Annotated in this window: 15 protein-coding genes; 5 read left to right on the top strand and 10 right to left on the bottom strand. The window is 59.2% G+C overall.

The window, feature by feature from the left end; all coding sequences use genetic code 11:
- Nucleotides 1-31: 31 nt before the first annotated feature.
- Both ATH90_RS15050 and ATH90_RS15045 read right to left on the bottom strand, forming a co-directional pair.
- Nucleotides 32-556, bottom strand: a complete 525-nt coding sequence (locus tag ATH90_RS15050; protein ID WP_069077523.1) for a cysteine hydrolase family protein — start codon at nucleotides 554-556, stop codon at nucleotides 32-34.
- 183 nt (nucleotides 557-739) lie between these two features.
- Nucleotides 740-1,333, bottom strand: a complete 594-nt coding sequence (locus ATH90_RS15045) for a TetR/AcrR family transcriptional regulator (RefSeq protein WP_034106088.1) — start codon at nucleotides 1,331-1,333, stop codon at nucleotides 740-742.
- A 284-nt stretch (nucleotides 1,334-1,617) separates the two neighbouring features.
- Here ATH90_RS15045 and ATH90_RS15040 point away from each other — a divergent pair, with 284 nt between their 5' ends.
- The gene (locus ATH90_RS15040; RefSeq protein WP_069077524.1) at nucleotides 1,618-2,895 is read left to right on the top strand and encodes a serine/threonine transporter; all 1,278 of its coding nucleotides are present in this window, start codon (nucleotides 1,618-1,620) and stop codon (nucleotides 2,893-2,895) included.
- Nucleotides 2,896-4,735: 1,840 nt separating this feature from the next.
- On the opposite strand, the gene acnB is transcribed toward ATH90_RS15040, so the two are convergent.
- On the bottom strand, nucleotides 4,736-7,345 hold the full coding sequence (gene acnB / locus ATH90_RS15035) for a bifunctional aconitate hydratase 2/2-methylisocitrate dehydratase (RefSeq protein ID WP_034104820.1): 2,610 nt from the start codon (nucleotides 7,343-7,345) through the stop codon (nucleotides 4,736-4,738).
- 396 nt (nucleotides 7,346-7,741) lie between these two features.
- Between acnB and ATH90_RS15030 the strand changes: the two genes are divergently transcribed.
- A complete protein-coding gene (locus ATH90_RS15030; RefSeq protein WP_034104822.1) occupies nucleotides 7,742-8,212 on the top strand; it encodes a DUF1289 domain-containing protein in 471 nt (156 codons plus the stop codon).
- 39 nt (nucleotides 8,213-8,251) lie between these two features.
- Here ATH90_RS15030 and ATH90_RS15025 read toward each other — a convergent pair whose 3' ends face one another.
- On the bottom strand, nucleotides 8,252-9,115 hold the full coding sequence (locus ATH90_RS15025; RefSeq protein WP_034104824.1) for a universal stress protein: 864 nt from the start codon (nucleotides 9,113-9,115) through the stop codon (nucleotides 8,252-8,254).
- A gap of 152 nt (nucleotides 9,116-9,267) precedes the next feature.
- Between ATH90_RS15025 and ATH90_RS15020 the strand changes: the two genes are divergently transcribed.
- Nucleotides 9,268-9,870 carry a MiaE family protein gene (locus ATH90_RS15020; RefSeq protein ID WP_034104827.1) on the top strand — a complete coding sequence of 201 codons (603 nt, stop codon included), beginning with the start codon at nucleotides 9,268-9,270 and terminating at the stop codon, nucleotides 9,868-9,870.
- Here ATH90_RS15020 and ATH90_RS15015 read toward each other — a convergent pair.
- The 5 genes from ATH90_RS15015 to ATH90_RS29455 are packed head-to-tail and all read right to left on the bottom strand — an operon-like array spanning nucleotide 9,826 to nucleotide 15,126.
- Nucleotides 9,826-11,025 carry an MFS transporter gene (locus ATH90_RS15015; RefSeq protein ID WP_098466642.1) on the bottom strand — a complete coding sequence of 400 codons (1,200 nt, stop codon included), beginning with the start codon at nucleotides 11,023-11,025 and terminating at the stop codon, nucleotides 9,826-9,828. The genes ATH90_RS15020 and ATH90_RS15015 overlap by 45 nt on opposite strands.
- Before the next feature lie 43 nt (nucleotides 11,026-11,068).
- The gene (locus ATH90_RS15010) at nucleotides 11,069-11,455 is read right to left on the bottom strand and encodes an ectoine synthase (protein ID WP_034104832.1); all 387 of its coding nucleotides are present in this window, start codon (nucleotides 11,453-11,455) and stop codon (nucleotides 11,069-11,071) included.
- A 26-nt stretch (nucleotides 11,456-11,481) separates the two neighbouring features.
- Nucleotides 11,482-12,588, bottom strand: coding sequence for an acyl-CoA dehydrogenase family protein (locus ATH90_RS15005; RefSeq protein ID WP_098466641.1), 1,107 nt, complete (start codon nucleotides 12,586-12,588; stop codon nucleotides 11,482-11,484).
- Nucleotides 12,581-13,573, bottom strand: a complete 993-nt coding sequence (locus tag ATH90_RS29460) for a class I SAM-dependent methyltransferase (protein ID WP_211290116.1) — start codon at nucleotides 13,571-13,573, stop codon at nucleotides 12,581-12,583. Before ATH90_RS29460 ends, ATH90_RS15005 begins: the two co-directional genes overlap by 8 nt.
- Nucleotides 13,574-13,590: 17 nt before the next feature.
- Nucleotides 13,591-15,126 carry a class I adenylate-forming enzyme family protein gene (locus ATH90_RS29455; RefSeq protein ID WP_211290115.1) on the bottom strand — a complete coding sequence of 512 codons (1,536 nt, stop codon included), beginning with the start codon at nucleotides 15,124-15,126 and terminating at the stop codon, nucleotides 13,591-13,593.
- Nucleotides 15,127-15,686: 560 nt separating this feature from the next.
- Between ATH90_RS29455 and ATH90_RS14995 the strand changes: the two genes are divergently transcribed.
- Nucleotides 15,687-16,394, top strand: coding sequence for a winged helix-turn-helix domain-containing protein (locus tag ATH90_RS14995; protein ID WP_034104836.1), 708 nt, complete (start codon nucleotides 15,687-15,689; stop codon nucleotides 16,392-16,394).
- Complete coding sequence (locus tag ATH90_RS14990) at nucleotides 16,395-17,675, top strand: ATP-binding protein (RefSeq protein ID WP_098466640.1); 1,281 nt, start codon at nucleotides 16,395-16,397, stop codon at nucleotides 17,673-17,675.
- 2 nt (nucleotides 17,676-17,677) lie between these two features.
- Here ATH90_RS14990 and ATH90_RS14985 read toward each other — a convergent pair whose 3' ends face one another.
- The gene (locus ATH90_RS14985) at nucleotides 17,678-21,658 is read right to left on the bottom strand and encodes a protein-tyrosine phosphatase family protein (protein WP_098466639.1); all 3,981 of its coding nucleotides are present in this window, start codon (nucleotides 21,656-21,658) and stop codon (nucleotides 17,678-17,680) included.
- Nucleotides 21,659-21,711 lie beyond the last annotated feature (53 nt).

Raw genomic sequence — 21,711 nt, 5'->3', positions numbered from 1 at the left:
TTGAGGGAAGGAGTATGCAGTATTTGGGTTGTCAGAAGCTGATCTCGACCGCACTTGCACGCGTCACAAACGCTCCGGCCAAGGTCGCGTTGTGATGCTCGATAATCGCCTCGGCCTTCAGTGCCGGCGTGTCCATGCAGGTATGGCCGTCTTCCGGCAACACCACCGAGAACCCAAGCTCCACCGCCACCCGGCAAGTGGTGTCGACGCAGAACTGGGTTTTCATGCCAACGACTACCAACTCCTGCACCTGCGCCGCTCTCAACTGCTGTTCCAGGTCCGTGCCCAGGAAGCAACTGGGACGGGTCTTGTTGAACAGGCGGTCACGGGATTCGTCCACGTCCAATTCATGCCATAGCTGCCAGGACGGGCTACCCGCTTCAATCGGCGAACCCGCCGGGCCAGTGTGGCGGGCCACGAAGATCGGGGCGCCTGCATCACGTGCACGCCGAACCAGTTGGTTGATGGTGGCCAGTACAGATTCACGCTCGAAGGGCTTTTGCGGGCCATCGTACAGGCCGGCTTGCATATCGATGATCAGCAGGGCGTCAGCCATGGTGTTACTCCTTGTGATTGCCAGATGGCGGCGCAATAAAAAGGCCCCGTCCATTGCTGGCGGGGCCTTGGGTTGAATCTGTGATGTGTCTAGCTCAGGCACCCACAGCCACCGCGCGACCCGCCGGAAGCGGTCGTGGTGGTGGTACGGGTGAGGGCGAGCTGGATGAGGTTCATGGCCCGATCATGCTGGGACGGGTGAAGGGCTGTCAACGGGCAGCAAGGCATTTCGTGCAGCAACCAGGAATTCGTCCGACAGCTTGTTGCCGCGTGTCGCACGTGCAAGGGTCACTGCGCCGACCATCATCGCGTAGTGGGCCAGCATGGCCTGGCGGTCCTTGTCCTCCAGTTGCGCAAAGACCTCCAGCGATTGCTCCACGCCCTCAATAAAGGTGTGCTGCAAGGCCGTGTCGGCGGGTTCGTGGCACATATCCGGGGCAAATGCCGAGACCGGACAGCCGTCGCCGGGGTTGTCGCGATGGGAGGCGGTCAAGTAAGGGCCCAGCACTGCCTGGCGGGCGGCCTGCTGATCTTCGCTGCGATCGATTTTGGCCTGCCAGCCCAGGTTCGCGACCGCGAACGCCTGTTGGCAGGCTTCGGTGGCCAGGGCTTCCTTGGAAGCAAAGTGCCCGTAGAACCCGCCGTGGGTCAGGCCTGCGGCGGCCATGACATCCGCCAGGCTGATGCCGTGCAGCCCGCGTTCACGAAACAGGTGCGTGGCGGCCTCGACGATGATTTCGCGGTTGAGTTCGGCTTGTTTGCGGGAAACGCGAGGCATGGCGGGGTTCTCTGGATAAACGACGGACGCAGCCTGAAAACTACAGTAACAGGCGGGATTCTAAAATAGATTAGTGCGGGAATGTATATCCGGTATTGCGCCGAGAGCCCCGAAAACCGCCGTTTACAGCTGAGCCTGTGCATCTGCACCGCAGCACCGTTCCTCAGCTAAGTCTTTGCTTATTCAGAAGAATCCCGGACAATCCGGCCCCTTCTATGGTCGGGGCGCTGCCTGTCAGGTTTTTCTGACTCGTCCCGGCCGTGTAAATGCGGAGATCCGACCGGATGAATGATCAGGCCAATAGCGTCGACGAGCGCTATGCAACGACACCTGCAACCCTCACGAGCTGGAGCCGCCAGGACACCACCTGGATGCTTGGCCTGTTCGGCACCGCCATCGGCGCCGGCACGCTGTTCTTGCCGATCAACGCGGGCCTGGGAGGCTTCTGGCCACTGGTGATCCTTGCGCTGCTGGCGTTCCCGATGACCTTCTTCGCCCACCGTGGCCTGACCCGTTTCGTCCTGTCTGGCCGTGAAGGTTCCGACATCACCGACGTGGTGGAAGAACACTTCGGCATCACAGCCGGTGCGCTGATCACCTTGCTGTACTTCTTCGCCATCTTCCCGATCCTGCTGATTTACAGCGTGGCGTTGACCAATACGGTCGGCAGCTTCATGGAGCACCAGCTGCACATCATGCCGCCGCCACGGGCAATCCTGTCGTTCGTGCTGATCCTCGGCCTGCTGGCCGTGGTGCGTTGCGGTGAGCAAGTGATCGTCAAGGCCATGAGCCTGATGGTGTATCCGTTTATCGTCGCCTTGCTGTTCCTGGCGGTGTACCTGATTCCGCACTGGAACGGCGGCATTCTCAGCACAGCCAGCGTAGTCCCGGCACCGTCCGCACTGCTCAACACGCTGTGGCTGGCGATTCCGGTGATGGTGTTCTCGTTCAACCATTCGCCGATCATCTCGGCCTTTGCGGTTGATCAGAAGCGCCAGTATGGCGTCCACGCCGATGAGCGCAGTTCGCAGATCCTGTCCCGTGCCCACCTGCTGATGGTGGCGATGGTGCTGTTCTTCGTGTTCAGCTGCGTGCTGACCCTGTCGCCGGCACAGTTGGCTGAAGCGAAGGCTCAAAACCTGTCGATCCTGTCGTACCTGGCTAACCACTTCAACAACCCGACCATCGAGTTCGCGGCCCCCTTGATTGCGTTCGTGGCGATCGCCAAGTCGTTCCTGGGTCACTACATCGGTGCCAGCGAAGGCCTCAAGGGCCTGGTGCTGAAGACGGGTCGTCGTCCGGGCGCCAAGAGCCTGGACCGAATGACTGCCGCCTTCATGCTGATCGTGTGCTGGATCGTTGCCACGCTGAACCCGAGCATCCTCGGCATGATCGAGACCCTGGGCGGGCCTATCATTGCGTCGATCCTGTTCCTGATGCCGATGTACGCGATCCGCAAAGTGCCGGCCATGGCCAAGTACCGCGGGCAGGCGTCCAATGTGTTTGTCACGGCGGTGGGGTTGGTAGCGATTACGGCGTTGGTGTATTCGTTTGTTGCTTGAGGGCTGATGTGGGTTGTCTGAATACTGGCTTGCCGGCGATGCAGGCATCTCGTTGCATCAGGCACACCGTGTTGATGCTTTCGCAGGCAAGCCAGCTCCCACATTTGACCGAGATCGATAGTAAGAAAATGGTCGACTCTTAGGTCGCCGTGCTTGGCTTAGAGATCAGTCAGCTACCTGCTTTTCTGTGGGAGCTGGCTTGCCTGCGATGCGGGCACCTCGGTGCATCAGGCACACCGGGTTGATGCTTTCGCAGGCAAGCCAGCTCCCACATTTGACCGAGATCGATAGTTAAGAAAATGGTCGACTCTTAGGTCGCCGTGCATGGCTTAGATATCAGTCCACTACCTGCTTTTCTGTGGGAGCTGGCTTGCCTGCGATGCGGGCACCTCGGTGCATCAGGCACACCGGGTTGATGCTTTCGCAGGCAAGCCAGCTCCCACATTTGACCGAGATCGACAGTAAGAAAGCGGTCGGTTCTTAGGTCGCTGTGCTTGGTTGGGAGATCAGTCAACTACCTGCTTTTCTGTGGGAGCTGGCTTGCCTGCGATGCAGGCACCTCGGTATATCAGGCACACCCGGTTGATGCTTTCGCAGGCAAGCCAGCTCCCCACATTTGACCGAGATCGATAGTAAGAAAGCGGTCGGTTCTTAGGTCGCTGTGCTTGGCTTAGAGATCAGTCAGCTACCTGCTTTTCTGTGGGAGCTGGCTTGCCGGCGATGCGGGCACCTCGGTGCATCAGGCACACCGGGTTGATGCTTTCGCAGGCAAGCCAGCTCCCACATTTGACCGAGATCGATAGTAAGAAAGCGGTCGGTTCTTAGGTCGCTGTGCTTGGCTGAGAGGTCAATCACCTACCTGCTTTTCTGTGGGAGCTGGCTTGCCGGCGATGCGGGCACCCCGGTGCATCAGGCACACCGGGTTGATGCTTTCGCAGGCAAGCCAGCTCCCACATTTGACCGAGATCGATAGTAAGAAAATGGTCGACTCTTAGGTCGCCGTGCTTGGCTGAGAGGTCAGTCAGCTACCTGCTTTTCTGTGGGAGCTGGCTTGCCTGCGATGCGGGCACCCCGGTGCATCAGGCACACCGGGTTGATGCTTTCGCAGGCAAGCCAGCTCCCACATTTGACCGAGATCGATAGTAAGAAAATGGTCGACTCTTAGGTCGCCGTGCATGGCTGAGAGGTCAATCACCTACCTGCTTTTTTGTGGGAGCTGGCTTGCCTGCGATGCGGGCACCTCGGTATATCAAGCACACCCGGTTGATGCTTTCGCAGGCAAGTCAATGCCTACACGTACCCGCTCTTGATCCAACCACTCAGGCCGGCTGTCAGGCCGCCGTGCTGTAGATCTTGATCTTGATCTGAGGCGCCCCGTTAAACACGCTGGCCGGAATTCGGCATGGATTTGGGGGCTAAACCGGCAGGGATGCCGGTTTAGCCACCCCGCGCCATGGATGGCGCGTGGTGGCGGCCCCCCAAATCCATGTCGGATTACGGGCACACCGAGCCTAGGCGTGGTGCCGAGTGTTGGGGCAAGAGCGTTTTGCTTACTTTTGCGCTGTTCAAAAGTGAGTCGCTGTAAGAGCGGAACCCATAGCAGCCATTACCTAAATAACGGATATATACCCGGTCTGATCCAGCCTCCAAGTCGCCTGTCAGGCCGCCTTCGCGGGCAAGCCCGCTCCCACAGTTGGATCGCGGGGGTACTCACCCTACTCAGTGATTGAACGCCTGCATTTGTTTTCGGGGCTGCTAGCACATCGCAGGCATAAAAAAGCGCCGCGTACCTTGCGATACGCGGCGCTTATTTACGAGCTACAACTACATCAACACACCCTTAGGCTTGAATCACCGGGATGTTGGCGCTTGCTGCGATCTTGCGGAACTCAGCGATCTGATCGAAGTTCAGGTAGCGGTACACGTCACTGGCCATGGTGTCCAGTTTCGCCGCGTAGCCCATGTACTCTTCGACGGTCGGCAGGCGACCCAGGGTAGAAGCCACTGCCGCCAGCTCGGCCGAAGCCAGGTAGACGTTAGCGCCGTCACCCAGACGATTCGGGAAGTTACGGGTCGACGTCGACACCACGGTCGAGTTCGGCTCTACACGTGCCTGGTTACCCATGCACAGCGAGCAGCCCGGCATTTCCATGCGTGCGCCAGCCTTGCCGTAGATGCCGTAGTAGCCTTCCTCGGTCAACTGGTGAGCGTCCATCTTGGTCGGCGGCGACAGCCACAGACGGGTTGGCAGCTGGCCCTTGACCTGCTCCAGCAACTTACCGGCAGCGCGGAAGTGACCGATGTTGGTCATGCACGAACCGATGAACACTTCGTCGATCTTCTCACCGGCAACGCTGGACAACAGACGGGCATCGTCCGGGTCGTTTGGTGCGCAGAGGATCGGCTCGTTGATCTCGGCCAGGTCGATCTCGATGATTTCGGCGTATTCCGCGTCGGCATCGGCTTCCATCAGCTCCGGGTTGGCAACCCAGGCTTCCATCGCTTGGGCGCGACGTTCGAGGGTACGCGGGTCACCGTAGCCTTCACCGATCATCCAGCGCAGCAGGGTGATGTTGGAGTTCAGGTACTCGGTGATCGACTCTTTCGACAGCTTGATGGTGCAACCGGCAGCCGAACGTTCGGCCGAGGCGTCGGACAGCTCGAAAGCCTGTTCCAGCGTCAGGTCGTTCAGGCCTTCGATTTCCAGGATGCGGCCGGAAAAGGCGTTTTTCTTGCCTTTCTTCTCTACGGTCAGCAGGCCCGATTGGATCGCGTAGTAAGGAATGGCATGAACCAGGTCACGCAGGGTGATGCCAGGTTTCATTTTGCCTTTGAAGCGCACCAGGATCGATTCCGGCATGTCCAGTGGCATTACGCCAGTGGCCGCGGCGAACGCAACCAGGCCGGAACCGGCCGGAAACGAGATGCCCATCGGGAAACGGGTGTGGGAGTCACCACCGGTGCCCACGGTGTCCGGCAGCAGCATGCGGTTCAGCCAGCTGTGGATGATACCGTCGCCTGGACGCAGCGATACACCGCCACGGGTCATGATGAAGTCAGGCAGGGTGTGGTGGGTGGTCACGTCGATCGGCTTTGGATAGGCCGCGGTGTGGCAGAACGACTGCATCACCAGGTCGGTCGAGAAGCCCAGGCACGCCAGGTCTTTCAGTTCATCACGGGTCATCGGACCGGTGGTGTCCTGGGAGCCTACGGTGGTCATCTTCGGTTCGCAGTAGGTGCCAGGGCGAACGCCTTTGCCTTCTGGCAGGCCGCACGCCTTGCCGACCATTTTCTGTGCGAGGGTGAAGCCTTTGCCGGTATCGACAGGTGCTTCAGGCAGCTTGAACAGGTCGGTAGGGCCCAGGCCCAGCTCCGCGCGCGCCTTGTCGGTCAGGCCGCGACCGATGATCAGCGGGATACGGCCGCCAGCGCGGACTTCGTCCAACAGTACCGGGGTCTTCATTTCGAAGGTGGTGATGACTTCGTCGGTACCGTGCTTGCAGACTTTGCCAGCATGCGGGTACAAGTCGATCACGTCGCCCATGTTCATGTTGGTGACGTCGAACTCGATTGGCAGTGCGCCAGCATCTTCCATGGTGTTGTAGAAGATCGGAGCGATCTTGCTGCCGAAGCAGAAGCCGCCAGCACGCTTGTTCGGTACGTAAGGAACGTCGTCGCCGAAGAACCACAGTACGGAGTTGGTCGCGGATTTACGCGAGGAACCGGTACCGACCACGTCACCGACGTAGGCGATCGGGAAGCCTTGGCCGCGCATCTCTTCGATCTGCTTCATCGGGCCGGTCTTGCCTTGCTCGTCCGGCACGATACCTTCACGGGCCATTTTCAGCATGGCCAGGGCGTGCAGCGGGATGTCTGGACGGGACCAGGCATCAGGCGCAGGGGACAGGTCGTCGGTGTTGGTTTCGCCGGTGACCTTGAACACGCGCAGGCTGATCTTGTCGGCCAGGGTAGGGCGGTTGCGGAACCACTCGCCGTCAGCCCAGGACTGGATCACGGCTTTGGCGTGCTCGTTGCCGTTACGGGCTTTCTCGGCCACGTCGTGGAACGCATCGAACATCAGCAGGGTGTGCTTGAGTTGGGCGGCGGCGACAGGGGCCAGTGCGGCGTCGTCCAGCAGCTCGACCAGGGTCACGATGTTGTAGCCGCCTTGCATGGTGCCAAGCAGTTCAACGGCGCGTTTCTTGTCGATCAGGGGGGAAGTGGCTTCGCCCTTGGCCAGGGCAGACAGGAAACCGGCCTTGACGTAGGCAGCTTCGTCAACGCCTGGTGGAATACGGTTGGTGATCAGGTCAACGAGGAATTCTTCTTCGCCAGCCGGAGGATTTTTCAGCAGCTCGACCAGGCCTGCGGTTTGTTCGGCATTAAGCGGCTGGGGAACAATACCCAGGGCTGCACGCTCTTCGATATGTTTGCGGTAGGCTTCAAGCACAGTTATTACCCTCATCAGTGGTCCCACGGGACGCTCATCCAGAAATGAACGGCACGCATGCGCTCGGGGGCTTTTTGGGCCGCAAAGCCAGCGCTGCCGGCATTCCTCACAGAAGCTGCTTTCAAAGTTTTACGCCTGCAGAACGGAGCTGATGAGGGTTGGCGAGGGCTTGACCTACCGAGTCATTGACCATCGCCAACACCGTTCTGAAGGAACGACTGTGCTCGTGACGCTTTGAAAACAGCTTCCAGCGGATTATTGGCGCCTTACAAGGCCGGATGATTCTACGGCAAAAAAATTCTAAAGGTAAGTTGCCTCGCCAAGTTTGCAGGGTGATGAAGGTTAGACAAAGGGCTAACATGGCGCATTGTTTCGCTGATCTGCGTGCCCTAGCCCATGTCCAACCAAACCATCAAGACCCCCTGCGTCGGCCTGTGCTCCACGGTCTACGGCGATCTCGTGTGCCGTGGCTGCAAACGCTTCCACCATGAAGTGATCCAGTGGAATGGCTATAACGAAGAGGAAAAACGCGCGGTCTGGCTACGCTTGGAACAGTTGTTGGTGCAGGTAATGGCCGGCAAGCTGGAAGTTTTCGACCCCAGGACCCTGCGCGGCCAGCTGGAACAACGCAAGATCCGCTTCGTGCCGCACCAGTCCGAGTACTGCTGGGCCTACCAGTTGATCGCCCGTGGCGCGCGAGTGATCTCCAACCTGGAGGCCTACGGCATGGTACTGATGCCGGAGTTTCGCGATTGGCCGTTGCCGGACCTGCGCGACGCCATTGACCGCGAGTTCTTTATCCTGTCCGAGGCGCATTACCAGCGCTATATCGCGCCGGGCTTCCTCAAGGATGTGTTTGCTGACTAACAACACCTCTCCCAATCTTCATTGCCTGAAGGGGCGGTGTCAGGGCTTGGTTGCGAGCTCTTCCAGATGATCCATCAATGTCTGCGGCTTGAGCACCAGCACATCGCTTTCCACGGCATCGAGTATCACCTCCGCCGTATTGCCGATCAGTGCCCCGGAAATTCCGGTGCGTGCCACGGTGCCGATGATCGTCACCGCCGCTTGCCACTTGTGGGCCGCGAAAGGGATCAGCACATCCGCCGGGCCTTCTTCGATATGCAGGTGGGCGTCATCCACGTCGAACTCTGCCTGAAACGCCCGGCATTGCTCGCGATACCGCGCTTCGATGGTTTCCCTTAGCTGGAACGTCGGGTCCGCCGCGGACAACATCGGCGACGGATGGGCGCTGATCACATGCAACTGCGCCTTGGCCAGGCTGGCGATATCAAAGCCGTGGTCGATGATCGAGTTGTGCAAGGAGCGGTGTTCGCCATCGGTATTGCCCACGTCGATCGCTGCCAGGATCACCCCGCCGGCCCACGGTGTAGCGGTCTTGACCAGCAACACCGCCGTCGGGCAATAGCGCAGTAGTTTCCAGTCTGCCGGTGTAAGCAGGGCTTTTTTCAGCGGGCTGTCGGGGAAATGCTGCTTGATCACCAGCCCACAGCCTTCAGCCTGCTGCACGTCGATAATGGTGTCATGCAGGCTGGTATTCCACGCCTGCTCGGTGCTGACGCTGTAGCCGTCTTCCTGCAGGCCAGACTTCAGCAGCGCCAGTAGCGCCGAGTGCTCATGCTTCTTGTCGCAGACCAGCAAATGCAGGTGTGCGCCGGTGACCCCGGCGATCAGCTTGGCACGCTTGAGGGCCAGGCTTTCCGAATGCTCGGGCTCGATGACCACCAGGATGCTGCGGATGGCTTGCATGATCGGGATCTCCAAAAAAGGCGGGGGCTGGAACAACTATAGTTGCTGCGTGGCTCACGTCATGTTGATGCACATCAAGGGCGGCGGCTGGTGGTCTGCGGCGGGGTCGGTATAATCGCCGGCCTTTTGTGATTCTTTTGCCCGTGAGCCCGATGAACCTGCCAGAAATCCACGAATTCCTCGGTTGCCGCACCCCTGATGCCTGGGTCCAGGCCGCGCTGGCCGATCAGGAAACCTTGCTGATCGACCACAAGAACTGCGAATTCAAGGCCGCCAGCACCGCCCTGAGCCTGATCGCCAAGTACCACGGCCATGTCGACCTGATCAATATGATGTCGCGCCTGGCCCGCGAAGAACTGGTGCATCACGAACAAGTCATGCGCCTGATGAAAAAGCGCAAGGTCGAGCTACGCCAGTTGCATGCCGGGCGCTATGCCTCCGGTTTGCGCAAAGTGGTGCGCAGCCACGAGCCGGTCAAGTTGGTGGACACCCTGGTGGTGGGGGCCTTTATCGAAGCGCGCAGTTGCGAGCGTTTCGAAGCGCTGGTGCCGCATTTGGACGAAGAACTCGGCAAGTTCTACTTCGGCTTGCTGAAAAGCGAGGCGCGGCACTTCCAGGGCTACCTGAAGCTGGCGTACCAGTATGGCGACGCCAAGGACATTGCCCAGGTGATCGAGCGGGTGAGGGCCGCCGAGCAGGACCTGATCGAGTCACCCGACGTCGAGTTCCGCTTTCACAGTGGCGTGCCAGCCTGAGGCCACGGCCACGCCGATCAACGCGGTGATCCCGGTCAACAGCAGGATCACCGTCTGGGTACTCAAGGGCGCAGCCAGCACGGCAATTGCCAGGCCGGCCATGGGTTGCGCCAGGTTGTTGAGCAGCGTGATCACGCCCACGGTCTTGCCGAAATCCTGCACCGGGATGACCCGCTGGCGGGTGCTGCGCATGTACACGTTGAACATCTTGTCGAAGCCGGTGACCAGCAGGAAGCCCAAGGTGTAGGCCCAGAGATTGGGGCTGATCGCCATGACCAACGCCCCGGCCGCAATCATCGAATACGACAGCCCGCCCAGCACTTTCAACGCCAGGGTGGCGCGCGCCAGGTAGAACAGGATCGCGATGGTCACCACTGCTCCGGCTGCCTGCAACAGGGCGTAGGCGTCTTTGTCAGCGGCAAAGTGACCGGTGACCATCGCCGCCGAAGTGGCCAGCGTCACACCGATGATCAGGTTTACCCCGACCGCGAGGGCAATGATCCGCTTCAGTTCCGCCAGGTTGCTGATATGCCCGAATGCGATACGCAGCGGTTGCAGCCAGATGTCTCGGTGTTGCTCAAAACTTTCCAGGTTCACTGTCGTGTTGCGCTGCCAGATCAACATCGCCAGGTCCGCCAGCACAAACAGGCCGGCAACGCCCAGCACCACCCAGTGCCAGGCCCATACCTCCAGCATCAGCGCAGCTATCAGCGGGCCGAGCACCAGGCCGCTCTGGTCGGCAATCTGTGAGTAGGACAAGGTCTTGGCGTAGGTGTAATGCTTGAAGATGTGCGGCATGACCACTTCCCGGGCCATGATGCCTTGGGTGGTTAGCACACCACACAGCGCAGACAGCGCCACCAGCCAGTAAATGCCGTCAAACACGCCGTACAGCGCCACCGCCGCCACACACGCCAGGGCACGGTATACCTGGCTGATGTGCAGGATGCGCACGGGGGAAAACTTGTCACACAGCGCGCCGCAGACTGGAAAGGCCAGGTACCGTGGCAGTGACTCGACGAAAAACGCCAGCCCGGCCCACGCGACACTGTTGGTGGTCTGGAACACAATCAGCGGCACGATGAACAGCAGGATCTGGTCGGCAAGCCGTGACAGGAATAAAGAGATGAAAAAAGCCAGGTAGTCCTTGCGCATGGTGCTCTCGTTTCAGTGAATCAAGGCGTCGACGGACGGCCAATCAATAGCTTGAGCCAGAGGTGTCGCTGAGGTTATGGCGCTCATCGCCCCGCAGCGGCGGGTTGAATACGCTGACCAGCACCAGGTCCTCATGCTGGCCACCGCGCAGGTAATGCCGGTCATGCTGGTCCAGAACATACATGTCTCCCGGGCGGATCGGGTAGACATTGCCGTCCATGTCTTCAACCTCGCCTTCACCGGCGATGCAGTAGCAGGCTTCCAGGTGATTGCGGTAATGCAACAGTGACTCGGTACCCGCGCGCACGACGGTGTGGCAGACGGTATAGCCCATCTGGTCTTTTTCAGTCAGCAGGCGGTGGCTGGTGCCTGCGCCCCATTCCACGAAATGAGCGGTTTTTTCAATGTCGGCTTTGCTGCGGATGAACATGGTCTTCTCCCGTTGACGAGTTGGCGCTAGAGGTGCGGTTGGAGCGCTGATGTAGCACTGGCCAGCATTGCGGAATCCCAGTGCACGTCACGGTGCGCGGCCATTGTCTGAAGGTCGCGCCAATGGCGATGCACAGGGTTGTCGGTGGTCATCTGCGAGGCGCCGCTGTGTTCCACCAGCCGGTGTACGGCTTCAACGCATTGGCGTGCGAGGTAACTGCGATCACGCTTGAGGGCGGTCAGCTCGGGTGCGGTGAGCGGGCGCAATGCACGGCCTGACGCATCCAGGCGGTCGATCAGTGACTCAAACAGTGCACTCGCCGCCGTCAATTGCGCGCCGCTGTGGGCGACCCGCTCAAGGGCGGTGGCTGATGGCGGAGTGGTTTGCCGCGCCAGTGCCTGTAGATGCAGTTCGTAAGCGCCTTCCGCGCACCCCAGCAGGGGGCCGATGATCGAAGTCGTGATGAACGGCACGATGGGCACACTGTAGAGATAGTCATGCCCGGCGCCAGCGCGTCGTGGGCCGAATACGTCCTGGAGTGGGAACACCTCGTGGTGGGGCACCCGTAGCGCGGGCGTCACCACGTCATGCGAGCCCGTGGCGCGCATGCCTAGGGTGTCCCAGTTGTCGAGAACTGTGACGTCTTTTTTCGCGATGACAACCAGGAAGCGATCGCTCGCGTCGGCCGTGGGATGGTTTGCACAGGGGGCATTGAGGATCAGCCATGTCGCGTGTTCGATACCCGAGCTGAAGCGCCAGCGACCGCTGACACGCATGCCTTCGGGCTCAAAGGACAACTGGCTGTCCGGGCCAACTGACGCGGATGCAAACAGCTGCGTGGGGCCGGTTTCGTAGAGCTTTGCCTCGAATGAAGGGTCTAGGCGCGCTGCGATGGCGGCGTGCCCCCCCACCAGGCTGATCAACCAGCCAGTCGACGCACAGGCCCTTGCTGCGGCTCTGGAGGATCGCACCAGTGCCGGCCAGCCAGGCGTCGTCGGTAAGGCCCGGCGCGGGCAGACCCACTGCAGCAGGCCATTTGCGTGGAGTTCATTGAGTGTCTCGTCACTCAAGCGGCGGTTTTTATCCGCAAGGGCCGCCCGTTCGCGCCACGTTGACAGGTAGGCCTCAGGCATCGAGTGGTTCCTTGTGCGGCTGCTTGCCAAGGGACGCACGTTCGAAACAGAAGCCGCCAGGTTGGTTGACCGGGCCGAGCAGCGTGATGAAGTGCTCAATGTGCTGCTGATCGTCCGAGGCGACGAACTCGTAGAAGTTGGTGCTGTTCCATAGCAGGTAGACGTGTTTGAAATGCCGTTGAAGGGCTGCAACCAGGTCATCCCTGCACACTTGTCCGGTTTGCATCTGCTCCAGCATTTGTTTGCGCTTCCACTCGATTTGCTCGGCGGTGAAATAGCGCGTTTTGAACGCGTCATCCTTGAGCGCTTCACGACGTCGATATTCTTGAGGGTCGGTGTGATTGAGCTTTTCCAGGAAGAACGCCAGGCCGCCTGCCTTGAGCAGGGGCTTGATGTGACTGAGCTGCGCGTCGCGGTCCTGGGTGTAGAACTGGAATGCAGCGGTTTCATAGAGGTAGTCGAACCCCTCGGCGAACCGTTGATAGGGTGCCGAGCTGAGCAGTGGTGGGCTGACCTTGAAAAACGAGTGTGGGTAGAACATCGAGCGTTCAGGCAGCGCAAATTGGTCAAATGCGAGTTGATTGGCGCGATTGGGCGAGCACGTCAGGGTTTGAATCAGGCCACGAGCGTGGTGCGCCAGTGCGCGACCATTGCTACCGTCGAACGCGTCGACTTCAAAAAAACTGAAGCGTTGCCCCTGGTGTGTACGGCGTGCGTGGGCAAGCCTGGTCAGCGCAACACCCACCCGGGCCAGCTCTTCAAGCACATACGGGACGCTGGCCAGGAAGTGCGAAAACAGCGGGCCGGCATCTGCCACTAAACGGTCGTGATAGGCGATGACATCGATATCGGCGATGGTCTCGCGCAGGTGGCTGGTGAGCGGCCGGGAAGGCACCTGGGTCGAGCCGGTGGCCAGGTTGTGAAAATGCTCGGCCAGTTTCACCATCGCACTGTTGTTGAGGGCTTCGTCGTGTGCAGGGTCCATCGTATCGCTCCTTGATGTCAGGCCAAGCCTTTGCCGGTGGTCTTCCCGGAATCGGTTTGGGGCAATGCGTCCATGAATGCCCACAGCGCAGGAACCATGTGCCAGTCCATGAGCCGTTTGCAATGCGCCTGCAGCGCGGCTTCGCAACTGGAATCGTGGTCACGTTCCAGGACGACGCAGGCTTTAGGCAAAAAGCCCGCCGACTCATCGGCTACCGGTACCACAACCACTTGGGCGACGGCAGGGTGAGAGGCCAGGCATTGCTCTATTTCTCGCGGATTCACATTCCATATGTTGCGCGCAAACACATCATCCTGACGGGCTACATAATAAAGAAAGCCTTGGTCATCCCGCTTGAAGAGATCGCCCGTGCGATAAAGCCTGGGCGTGCCGAACACATTGCGTTTTATCGCGGCGTCAGTGGCTTGCGGCATGTTCCAATATTCAAGCATCAAGTAATCGCTGGTGACCCAAAGTTCGCCGATGGCATCCGGTTGTGTAAGTTGTTCGCCGTTTTCGTTAACGATAAATACACTGACGCCCGGCAAAGGTTTGCCAACGGAAGTGGGTCGCTTGTCAATTTCTTCAGGCGGCAAGTAACTAACGCGCTTGCACTCCGTCAAGCCATAATTGGAGAACAGTTGAACGTTAGGCAGTGCGCGGCGGATACGTTCTATATGGCGCGTGTATAACGGCTGACCACTACTGGAAATGTAGCGCAGGCTGGGCAGTTGCCGCTGCCAGTGCGCTTGCGTCTTCGCCAGGAGGAAAAATATCGGTGGGAATACATGCAGGCCGGTGACGCCCTCACGTTTAACCACTTCAAGCACATCGTCCGCCGTCTGGGGTGGCTGGCTTTCAATCACCGTGGTGCCACCGAAATACAATGGCATCAGAGTGTTATACACCCCGTAGTCGGAGGCCAGTGTGGAATAGCTGAGGATCACGTCGTCCGGGGTATTGTCCAGGTAAGCCGTAACGGCGGCGGTTGCCGAGGCCATGATGCGATGGTTGACGACCACGCCTTTCGGATTGAAGGTGGAACCGGAGGTGTAGAAAATCGACGTGACGCGAGTGTCGTCCTGCAAGTCGGGAAGCGTTGCCGCCAGGGCCTCGCAAGCCATGACGCCGCGGTCCAGGGACAGGCTATGTGGACTCGATACCTCATCGGTTCCGATCAGCACGATTCGCTCCAGCGCCGAATCCTGGCACAGTGTTTCCAGCGCATCGACGCCTTGGGTGATCAGCACCTTCGCCCCTGTATGGTTGAGCTGGTACACCAGTTTTTCCCGGCTGTAAGTCGGGTGTGTGGCCGCTGTAATTGCGCCCACGCGCAGCACTGCGAGGTAGGCGGCGATCAGGTCGATGCATATCGGCGAATACAAGGCGACACGATCGCCCGGACGGGTACCGTTAGCGACTAAAAGTCGGGCAATTTGGGTTGTGCGTCGCTGAAGCGTTGCATAGCTGTAACGAACTGCATCAATAACGATGGCGCACTTTTCCGGGTGCCTGGCCGCGTTTTTCTCGATAACGTCATGATACAAATACATGCAGGGCACCCGTTTTCAATAAGCGCAAAGACGATAAGCAGCTGTCCGGTAAGGGCGGCTTTCTTAATTGGATTGGCGAAGGCTTGAATAAGGGGGTGACGAAAAAAGATGAGGGCAACAGGCGGGGGCGAGGTGTCGCATGATATCAATTCCTTTGATATTTATTTTAATGGTCATCCCTGAACTTAAGCGACGGTGAATCGCTGAAAGTTCAAGGATAGTTTCATTTGGGTTGCTGATCTGTCAACGCGCGTGCTGCTGATTTTTGTCACTGCGAGGTGACAATATAGAACGTGTCTCCTATTAATGGCAGGGTTGAAATTTCCCAAATGGGCGTGGGGAGGGGATGTCAGAAAAATCGACGTCCAATCTCAAACCCACTGGCGCGAACGACAGCCAGGGTTAAAAACTACGGGTGAAATGTTAAAAACTTTTAAAAACATGAAGTTTCTTTGAAAACCTCGGTGAAAGGCGGTTTTCGTCAGGCGTAGTACCTCTGCGGCCTGGCTTTGCCACCTATAATGCCCGCTCTTCAATCCGTGTCTGCACACTGAGAACTTATGGAAAACCTGGGCTTGGGCAAGGTGTTGCTCGTTGAGGACGACGAAAAACTGGCAGGGCTGATCGCGCACTTTCTGTCACAGCATGGTTTCGAGGTGCGCGTGGAGCATCGGGGTGATGAGGCCCTGGCGGCGTTCCTGGACTTCACACCGAAGATCGTCGTACTTGACCTGATGCTGCCCGGCCAAAGTGGCCTGCATGTGTGCCGCGGGATCCGCGCGGTGTCCGACACGCCTATCGTGATCCTGACGGCCAAGGAAGACGACCTGGACCATATCCTCGGGCTGGAGTCCGGTGCCGACGACTATGTGATCAAGCCGATCAAGCCGCCGGTGCTACTGGCGCGCCTGCGCGCCCTGCAACGGCGACAGGCACCGGAACCAACGGTGCGCGGGTCGCTGGCTTTCGGGCGGCTGGCCATCGATCGCAGTTGCCGGGTGGTCAGCCTGGGCGATGACAAGATCGACCTCACCACCATGGAGTTCGAATTGCTGTGGTTGCTGGCCAGTCACTCGGGCACGATCCTGTCCCGCGATGACATCCTCAACCGCATGCGGGGCATCGCCTTCGACGGCCTCAACCGCAGTGTCGATGTGTACATCAGCAAACTGCGCAGCAAACTCAACGACAATCCCCGCGAACCGGTGTGCATCAAGACTATCTGGGGCAAGGGGTACCTGTTCAATCCGTTTGCGTGGGAGTTCTAGATGCTGCGGCTCTATATCCGCCTGTACATCATCCTCGCGCTGGGCCTGGCAGGCGCGATCTGGTTGGTCAACTACACGTTTGACGAGTTGCTGCCCGAAGCCAATGAAACCTACAACCGCGAAGCCCTGCGTGGCCCCGCCTATGGCCTGGTGGAACAATTGCGGCCCTTGCCGGGCGACGCGCGCGAGGCACGGCTGGGCGAGCTGCAACCTCATTACGGCCTGCACCTCAAACTGGTGCAGCGCGATGACCTGGCGCTGAGCCCGCGCGAACAGCAACTGCTCGCCGCCGGAAAACTGGTGGTGCGCGGCGACTTCATGGAGTTCATCGCCAACATCGATGGCGGCCCGCAACTGCTGAATATCAAGCTGCCCGAAGAACCGAAATGGCTCTACCTGTGGGCCTACAGCCTGTTGGGGTTGAGCCTGGCGATCGTGCTGTATTTCTGGGTGCGTCCGCACTGGCGTGACCTGGAGCATATCCGCCTGGCGGCACAACGTTTCGGTGATAACGACCTCGGGTCACGCATCCTGCTGCCGCGCCGCTCCACCGTGCGCGAATTGGCAGGGCACTTCAACCAGATGGCCGAGCGCATCGAAAGCCTGATCGCCAACCAGCGAGAACTGACCAACGCCGTGTCGCACGAACTGCGTACGCCGATTGCACGCCTGTCGTTCGAGCTCGACCAACTCAAGCAGCAAACCGACCCGCGCCAACGCAGCGAATTGATCACTGACATGTATGCCGACCTGGGCGAGCTCGAAGAAATGGTCTCCGAACTGCTGACCTACGCCAGCCTCGAGCGCGGCGCCACCCAGGTCACACGCGAGCCCATCGAGGCTCACAGCTGGCTCGACAGTGTGATCGGCAGCGTGGCGCTGGAGGCCGAGGCGGCCGGTATCCAGCTGTCGTTGCGCACTTGCGAGATAGACGTTATCCAGATCGAGCCGCGCTTCATGGCACGTGCGGTGATCAACCTGCTGCGCAACGCCATCCGCTACGCCGAGTGCCGCGTGGAAGTGTCGTTGCTCACGTTCGGCAACGGCTATGAAGTGCGGGTGTGTGACGACGGGCCGGGTGTGCCGGAGGAAGGCCGCGCGAAGATTTTCCAACCCTTCATGCGCCTGGACGCCAGCCGCGACCGTCGCACCGGTGGCTTCGGCCTTGGCCTGGCGCTGGTGCAGCGGGTGTCGCAGTGGCACGGCGGCCAGGTGCAGGTGCTGGATTCGGAGTGGGGTGGCGCGTCGTTCAGGATGACGTGGGCGTACGCTGAGTCATAGCGCTACCGAGTGAATCGTCGTGGCAGGTAGCTGATCTTCAGATCTTCATAATGAGGGGCACTGTTGCCCGCATCGATATTGACCCTGATGGTCTGCCCATGGTTTTTTTGGATATGTGGAGTGGCTTTTCCATTGAATAATCCTTCCGTCAAAATATCGGTTGCTTGCTCAATATCGGCCGGTGTCGCCTGTGGATAGCTCAGCAACACGTCGCTGCGTACTTTATTCCGTACGTCGGTCACGGAGGTCGAGCCGTGCGTCAATGAGACGGTCCCTTCAAACGCCTTGACGGGTCTATTTATTTCTCTTTGAAAGAGACGTCCAAAGGCTCTGCTTCTTCCTTCGGCGGAATAGCAAACCAGAAGGCGTACGTTATCGAAAGTCGCAGGGTCGACACCTCTGCTTCTCAGCAACGTCGCTAACCCAGGCGCATCATAGAGTGTGTTATCCATGACGATTTTCGTACCGTCCCCCGTGATCCGATCGACCCAATTTCGTTTGACACCGTGTGCGACGATATTGAGACGTTTCGTTCCTTTGTAGGTATCGGTGAAGGTATGAACTTCATTGCCAATCAGTTTCAGATCGCGCATCGGCCCTCCCATCTGAATAACGTTGTCGCGCCCCAGCGCTCTGTCCAGTGTCCGTTGCGCAGGGCTCATGGCGCTCCTCTGGGGGCCGGGCAGTGCGTCATCAAGGCGTGCCGATCCCTGTGGCGTAAAGTGTTCAAGAGGTTTTCCATAAGCCTTGTTAGTCTTTGAATCTACCGCGTACCACTTGCCAGTTGGTTTATTGAAGGTGGCAGGTGTAGACAGCTCGACGAGGCCCTTTCTATAAGTGCCCTGAGCGATATCCGGTCGGCTGGCTAAATCGGCAAGGTCATGGTGCCCGGTCTTTCGGGGCGAGCGCTGATTGAAATTATCGGTCAGTCGGTTAGCGGGAGGATGGGGTGTTTGTGCAAACAGGCGCCGCCCGAACGGCTTGCCGGTTTTCGCAAGTGCGCCATTCAACGGCTTGATCACGCTGGCAGCCTTGCCCAGGCCAGCGGTCGTGACGTACATGACCCCATCGAACAGGACGTCGGACGCCAGCGCAAGCCAGTCACCGTTGATCACATTCCTGATCGGATTGACGACGATCAACGAGGCCAGAAGCGCCTCTTTATGGGTCTCGAACTCTTCATCTTCGTCGTCAAAGCGTGTTGCGTGGCCAGTTGCGCTCACCCGTTGTTCGAGGTCGACGAACCCGAGGGTATGCCTGGCGAGCAGCTCGCCAAGAAACTGGCTGCGTGCGCTGGTATAGGAGGCAGGGGCAAGTTCGCCTGTGGGCGGTGGGGTGGCCCCTAACTTACTGTTGTCGCTCTCAGGCATGCTGAATTCAGTGATTGCCGTGGTGGAGTACTTTTCTCCCCCCGTGTCCGGTGAGCGTTCTCTTACCCATGCTTTTTGCGGCCCTGGAACGAAGCCGCTGTCCAGATCATCGCGCAGTCTCACGTAGTTTTGCTGTGGGCAAAACTCATAAAATCTTGCGTTATGGTTGAGCGTCGATCTGATGATCAACGAGCGCTTGCCGGGCGCTTGCCTAGGCGTTGATTCGTCAAGGTTGAGCGTGCCGGACCGGATTGGAACGCGATGCTTGATGACCTCGCCTTCAACGAAAATATCAAGTTTTCCATATTCCAGTTGCGCTCTGTCGCCCACCGGTAATTGCGAAATGAGATGCCTGGTGAGGTTGCTCAACCCCCTTTCTCTGCCGCGTTGATGCTCGGTCACTGCCAGGCGGTGGGCGAACTTGATATCAGGCAGTGTGTGCAGCAGTTCGACCGATCTTCCCGGAACGACCTGTTCTCTTAATGAATACCACTTGTTCTGCTCTTGCGGGCTTGGTGCCTGGTTGGCGATGTAAAGGTCCAGTAGCGAATAGGGGCCCGTGTTGGTGTGTAAGAGGTCGTTGTTGGTTGCGTTGTTCGTTCTTGCCTGGGGGTTGGTGATCACGGCCAGCTCGAGTGGAACATGCTTGTAGCGCGTCCCCAGTTCTTCCAAAGCCATGTCTTTAAGCATCGGGACGGGTGCGGTTAAATCCCCGGAAATGGTTTGCAGCGCGCTCATCACCTCGCAGAAGGTTGTCTGCGCGGTATTCAATTGCTCGTCGGAGTAGCGTCCCGTTGGCGATGGCGGCAGCACGCCATGCACCAGCGCCCAATCGATGACGGTCTCCCGCCTGGCCTCATTCAGCAGCGCGTGCTCGTCTTCGGAAATCGGCTCGATTGCCCCGTACTCGACCACGTCGGCGAAGCGCATGAGTGAGGCGCTGCCAGGGCTCTTTGCCTCTATGAATGCCACTGTGGCCTTCAGGCTGGCCCACGTCGGTGAGCCGTACGTCACGTCGACAGGGATATCCTTGACCAACAGTTCCGGCGCGGCGCTTGAAAGCAGCATATACGCTGCAACGGGAGCCATCCTGGCAGGGGTGCGCTCACTCTCGGCCAGATGGTCGGTCAGCGCTTGCCTGATTTGACTCAGCGGCTGCCCGTAGAAGCGTTTGTTCGCCAGATCGAAACCGGCAATTTCATTTCTCTTCGACAAACCCAGCGCCCTATCGGTATCCAACCCCAGCAGGATCGCCGCCAACGTCATGTCAGAACCGCTGGCATCGCCCAGGACGCCCATCTGCCGTTGCAACGCCGCTTCCAGCTCCCTGGCTTTTGGCGAGCTGAGTATGTCCTCTACAACCTCATGTGCAGCGTTGAGCTCGGAGGATGACCACTGGCGGTTTTGAGTCAGGTAGTTGAATGCTCCGCCGTTATTGTTGAACGGGGCATGCGCAGCGCCCAGCCCCGGTAGGTTGAGGTTGTTAAATCGGACGTGGCTGTAGAGCTGCTTCTTTTCATCCGGCGTCAGTGCCGCCGTCCAGCCCAGGGCTCCGGTGAGATTTCCACGGGGAAGCGAGGGCAATGACCCTCGTTGGATGGACTTGATCAAGTTGTTGATGTCGTCTTTTGTCTGCGGAACGTTCCACCCCTTGTCGGTGATGAACCGTTTGAGGCTGACGCGGGCCCCAGGCGCCAGTTGCTCATCCTGAAAGTACCAGGAAGAAGGGTCGACCTCTGACGTGAATGAGTCACTTTCGAGCAGTTGTGCAATCCAGGCTTTTTCTCTTCGCGTCGCCTGTTCTGGTGTCTCTGGCGAGTCGACGAAAGAGGGAGGCAGGTCCGTTGCGCGGGTTGAGGTGGGCGGTGGTGTGATCGCCGTGGACAACCGCTGGCACAGGAGGGTGTTGTTACGGATATCGCCGAACGCCCTTTGTTGCTGTTCAAGTACGGCCTCGGAGCGCATTTCAAATTGCGCTGTCGAGAGTGATGCACCGGGTAGAGGGAAGGTGGTGGCTTGTCTTAACTGATTCGCGCGTTGCGTAAGCGCTTCATGGTCATCAGGCACTTGCTCGCCATAGAAGGCTGCAAGTTCTTCGAGTCGAGCGGGGCGCTCGGCGTGTGTGTCGAGTACGGAATGAAGGGGCGAAGGGACAGAGACTGAGAGTTGGCCCGCCGCTAGCGTTTTAGCTGCCTGCAGGATCAAAGGCCACGAGGCAGGCAGCGATTGGCCGTTGCTGAAGCGTGCTCCGAAAGCGCGTGGGGCCGTGCGAGCGCTACGCGAATCGCCTGCACCCGCGTCGTTGGGTGCAGAGTGCGTGCCCTGGGCGTATATCCAACCCGAAGTGGCGTCGCTTGGAGGGAAAATACGAATGGTCTTGGACAGGTCAACACGATTGTCGTGGGCCCACTGCTTGAAATCGTCACTCGCCAACAAGGCGTCGAGGTGCTTTCGCCATTGCCCGAACGTAGAGTCGATGGGAATGGGGTAAATGGTCTCGCCTCCCGTGACGGGTGAGGGCAGGTTGTGCGCAGCGGTGGTCAGCGCGGCAGCGTAAGCGCCGGCCAATGCTGCATCGGCTTTGTGCCGTGGCGTGCTGTTGATGACTGCCATCCAGTCAGGAGGTGGGGGGGCTGACTGACGAGAGGAGGGCTGCTCTACCTCTG

Origin of the sequence: Pseudomonas lurida (assembly GCF_002563895.1) — a bacterium.
Classification (GTDB): Bacteria; Pseudomonadota; Gammaproteobacteria; order Pseudomonadales; family Pseudomonadaceae; genus Aquipseudomonas; species Aquipseudomonas lurida.
Note: the sequence above shows the minus strand (reverse complement) of the source record. Positions and strands in the feature narration are given on the sequence as shown.

Bases quoted from the DNA above. Each gene is read 5' to 3' on its own strand.
- ATH90_RS29460 (WP_211290116.1), bottom strand. From the start codon at position 13,573: ATGGACCCTGCACACGACGAAGCCCTCAACAACAGTGCGATGGTGAAA.
- ATH90_RS14985 (WP_098466639.1), bottom strand. From the start codon at position 21,658: ATGGCAGTCATCAACAGCACGCCACGGCACAAAGCCGATGCAGCATTG.
- ATH90_RS15025 (WP_034104824.1), bottom strand. From the start codon at position 9,115: ATGCAAGCCATCCGCAGCATCCTGGTGGTCATCGAGCCCGAGCATTCG.
- ATH90_RS15050 (WP_069077523.1), bottom strand. From the start codon at position 556: ATGGCTGACGCCCTGCTGATCATCGATATGCAAGCCGGCCTGTACGAT.
- ATH90_RS14995 (WP_034104836.1), top strand. From the start codon at position 15,687: ATGGAAAACCTGGGCTTGGGCAAGGTGTTGCTCGTTGAGGACGACGAA.
- ATH90_RS15005 (WP_098466641.1), bottom strand. From the start codon at position 12,588: ATGCCTGAGGCCTACCTGTCAACGTGGCGCGAACGGGCGGCCCTTGCG.
- ATH90_RS15040 (WP_069077524.1), top strand. From the start codon at position 1,618: ATGAATGATCAGGCCAATAGCGTCGACGAGCGCTATGCAACGACACCT.
- ATH90_RS15015 (WP_098466642.1), bottom strand. From the start codon at position 11,025: ATGCGCAAGGACTACCTGGCTTTTTTCATCTCTTTATTCCTGTCACGG.
- ATH90_RS15030 (WP_034104822.1), top strand. From the start codon at position 7,742: ATGTCCAACCAAACCATCAAGACCCCCTGCGTCGGCCTGTGCTCCACG.
- ATH90_RS15045 (WP_034106088.1), bottom strand. From the start codon at position 1,333: ATGCCTCGCGTTTCCCGCAAACAAGCCGAACTCAACCGCGAAATCATC.
- ATH90_RS14990 (WP_098466640.1), top strand. From the start codon at position 16,395: ATGCTGCGGCTCTATATCCGCCTGTACATCATCCTCGCGCTGGGCCTG.
- ATH90_RS29455 (WP_211290115.1), bottom strand. From the start codon at position 15,126: ATGTATTTGTATCATGACGTTATCGAGAAAAACGCGGCCAGGCACCCG.
- ATH90_RS15010 (WP_034104832.1), bottom strand. From the start codon at position 11,455: ATGTTCATCCGCAGCAAAGCCGACATTGAAAAAACCGCTCATTTCGTG.
- ATH90_RS15020 (WP_034104827.1), top strand. From the start codon at position 9,268: ATGAACCTGCCAGAAATCCACGAATTCCTCGGTTGCCGCACCCCTGAT.